The sequence below is a fragment of the Candidatus Neomarinimicrobiota bacterium genome (genome assembly GCA_018647265.1).
Classification (GTDB): domain Bacteria; phylum Fidelibacterota; class Marinisomatia; order Marinisomatales; family TCS55; genus TCS55.
The window spans coordinates 1-3,130 of sequence record JABGTK010000092.1; the positions used below are offsets into that span (position 1 = coordinate 1).

Consider the following 3,130-nt stretch of genomic DNA (forward strand, 5'->3'; position numbering starts at 1 on the left):
CATTAAAGACCTAAAGATTAAGGTTGGTGATAAAGTTAAAAAGGGTAGCTTAATAGGTTTGTTGGAAGTGTCTGAATCCTCAAAGAAGCCTAAGCCTAAAAATGAAATATCTGCCACAGACGATAAAAAAGAAAGCCTTGAAAAAATAACGCATACGCCGACGAGGCCTGCCCCTGAGCCACCAGAAAAAATAGTTGCTAAGGAAGCTCCTATTCCTATTGGCGAAAGTATACATACTGATAACAGCAAAGTAGCACATGCAAGTCCATCAGTCAGAAAATTTGCTCGCAATTTAGGCGTTAATCTATCCTTTGTTATAGGTAGTGGAAATAAAAATAGAATTTTATTTGAGGATGTTGAAAATTTTGTTAAGGGTGAGTTAACGAAACCACGAACTGAAAATATGGGTGCAAGTTTTGCTCCCATCCCTATGCCAAATATTGATTTTAGTGAGTTTGGTAAAACTGAAACCAAGCCACTTTCAAAAATTAAAAAAATCTCAGGTGCCAACCTTCATCGTAACTGGGTGACTGCTCCTCATGTGACGCAATTTGATAATGCAGATATTACAGATCTTGAAATTTTCAGAAAATCTATGCAAAAAGAAGCTGAGAAACGTGGGACAAAATTAACACTTATTGCCTTTCTCATGAAGGCCTGTGTCAATGCATTAAAGGCCTACCCTACGTTCAATAGTTCATTGACACCTGATGGTGATAATTTAATTTTAAAGAGCTATTACAATATTGGGTTTGCTTGCGATACACCTGATGGTTTAGTTGTCCCAGTTGTGAAGGATGTTCAAAAGAAAGATGTGATTGATATTGCAAAAGACCTTAAAGATTTATCTGAAAAAGCGAGAGCAAGAAAATTAAAAATGGAAGAAATGCAGGGTGGGTGCTTTACTATTTCAAGTCTAGGTGGAATTGGTGGCACAAAATTCACCCCTATTATTAACTGCCCAGAAGTTGCAATATTGGGTGTTTCACGTGCTTCTATGCAGCCTGTTTTTAATAAAAATAATGAGGATTTTGAAGCTAGATTAATGCTACCACTATCACTTTCATATGATCATCGAGTTATTGATGGTGCGGACGGTGCAAGGTTTACAAGCCACCTCTGTATGATGCTATCTGATGTAAGACGCCTACTCCTCTAAATCTTATGGCAGAATTTAAAAAAATACATATCCCAAATATAGGTGACTTTGATAGCGTTGAAGTCATTGATGTTATGGTCAACGTCGGTGATGAAATCAAAGAAGAAGATTCATTAATTACAGTCGAATCTGATAAAGCCTCAATGGATATTCCCTCACCTGAGGCTGGATTAATAAAATCGATCGATACTAAGGTAGGTGATATCGTTAAAGAAGGTTCATTGATTCTTTCCATTGAATTACAAACTAATAATAAGTCCACTATAGAATCATCGCCTGCCGAAAAAAAACATAGTACACAAAAACCAGTGACACAATCTTCATCTGAAATTAAAAGTGGTGATGCTGAATATGATGTAGCGGTCTTAGGCTCAGGACCAGGTGGTTATACAGCAGCATTTAGGGCGGCTGATTTGGGCAAAAAAGTTATCCTAATTGAGCGATACAGTACCATTGGCGGTGTTTGTCTCAATGTGGGATGTATTCCCTCAAAAGCACTTCTTCATACCGCAAAAGTAATTACCGATGCTGAAGATACCGCAAGTCATGGGGTTTCATTTAATCAACCTAATATTGATTTAGACCAGCTTAGAAATTGGAAAGCTAACAAAGTGGTTAAAAAATTAACTGCGGGCTTAGCACAAATGGCCAAACAAAGAGAGGTTAAAATTATTGAGGGAGAAGGTAAATTTATCTCTCCCAATCAAATAAACGTTAACCTTAATGATGGTACAGAAAAAATCATCGAGTTTAAATCAGCAATTATTGCCGCTGGTTCTCAGTCTTCTAAAATTCCAAACATGCCTGATGATGAAAGAATTATGGATTCAACAGGTGCATTAGAGCTTAAAGACATTCCTAAAAAACTACTTATTATAGGTGGCGGGATTATTGGACTCGAGATGGGTACAGTCTATGATGCGCTAGGAAGTAATGTATCAGTAGTAGAATTAAGTGATGGATTAATTCAAGGCTGTGACAGAGATATTGTTAAACCGCTTCAGCGAAGAATGGAAAACCGTTTTGAAGATATTTGGTTGAATACGAAGGTTGAAAAAATGGAGGCAAAAAAAGAAGGGGTTATCGTACATTTTGAAGGCAGCGATGTTCCAAAAAAAGCCGCCTTTGATCGAGTGCTTGTTGCGGTTGGTAGAAAACCGAATGGGCATAAAATTGATGCTGAAAAAGCAGGAGTCCAAGTTGATGATCATGGCTTTATTTCAGTCGACAAGCAAATGAGAACTAATGTTAATCATATCTATGCCATAGGAGATATTGTCGGGCAACCTATGCTTGCTCACAAAGCGACACATGAAGGAAAAATTGCGGCAGAGGTTATTGCAGGCGAAAAAGTAGAATTCCAAGCAATGACAATTCCTTCAGTTGCCTACACCGATCCAGAAATAGCATGGGCAGGTGTAACTGAGGATGAGGCTAAAGCAAATAATATTGAAATTGAAAAATCTGTTTTTCCATGGGCGGCAAGTGGACGGGCAATTTCGACCAATAGAACAGAAGGCATGACAAAATTGATTTTCAATAAAAAAACAAACCGAATAATTGGCGCTAGTATTGTTGGCACTAATGCAGGTGAACTTATTGCTGAGACTGTCTTATCGATTGAAATGGGTGCTGATGCGAACGATATCGGATTATCAATTCACCCTCACCCGACACTTTCTGAATCAGTTGCAATGGCTGCAGAAATAAAAGAAGGTACAATCACTGATCTATATATTAAAAAAAGATAATGTACTAAACGTAAAACATTAGCCCCTCAAAAATCAAGCCATCTTGCAGCTTAACTCTTGATTTCCATTCATCTTCTGCTTGCTCATGAATTAAATTTGCATCACCACCCGTTAACAAAATAGGTAACTTAGAGGGTAGCTTCTTACAAACTTGATTCACTGCACCCTGAATACTCGTCATTATTCCTGTGGTAACAGCATCTTTAGTGTTTAAACTTGG

General features: G+C 37.7%; 3 protein-coding genes. 2 read left to right on the top strand and 1 reads right to left on the bottom strand.

The window, feature by feature from the left end:
• Together HN459_05330 and lpdA are read left to right on the top strand one after the other, a co-directional pair.
• Window positions 1–1,159 (top strand): branched-chain alpha-keto acid dehydrogenase subunit E2 (locus HN459_05330; protein ID MBT3478868.1); only part of this gene is annotated, 1,159 nt, incomplete at its 5' end.
• Window positions 1,160–1,164: 5 nt separating this feature from the next.
• On the top strand, window positions 1,165–2,910 hold the full coding sequence (lpdA, locus tag HN459_05335) for a dihydrolipoyl dehydrogenase (GenBank protein ID MBT3478869.1): 1,746 nt from the start codon (window positions 1,165–1,167) through the stop codon (window positions 2,908–2,910).
• A 4-nt stretch (window positions 2,911–2,914) separates the two neighbouring features.
• Here lpdA and HN459_05340 read toward each other — a convergent pair.
• On the bottom strand, window positions 2,915–3,130 hold a 216-nt coding region (locus HN459_05340; GenBank protein ID MBT3478870.1), incomplete at its 5' end, for a hypothetical protein.

Excerpts from the sequence above, each read along its gene's own strand:
- lpdA (MBT3478869.1), top strand. The coding sequence starts at position 1,165 with ATGGCAGAATTTAAAAAAATACATATCCCAAATATAGGTGACTTTGAT.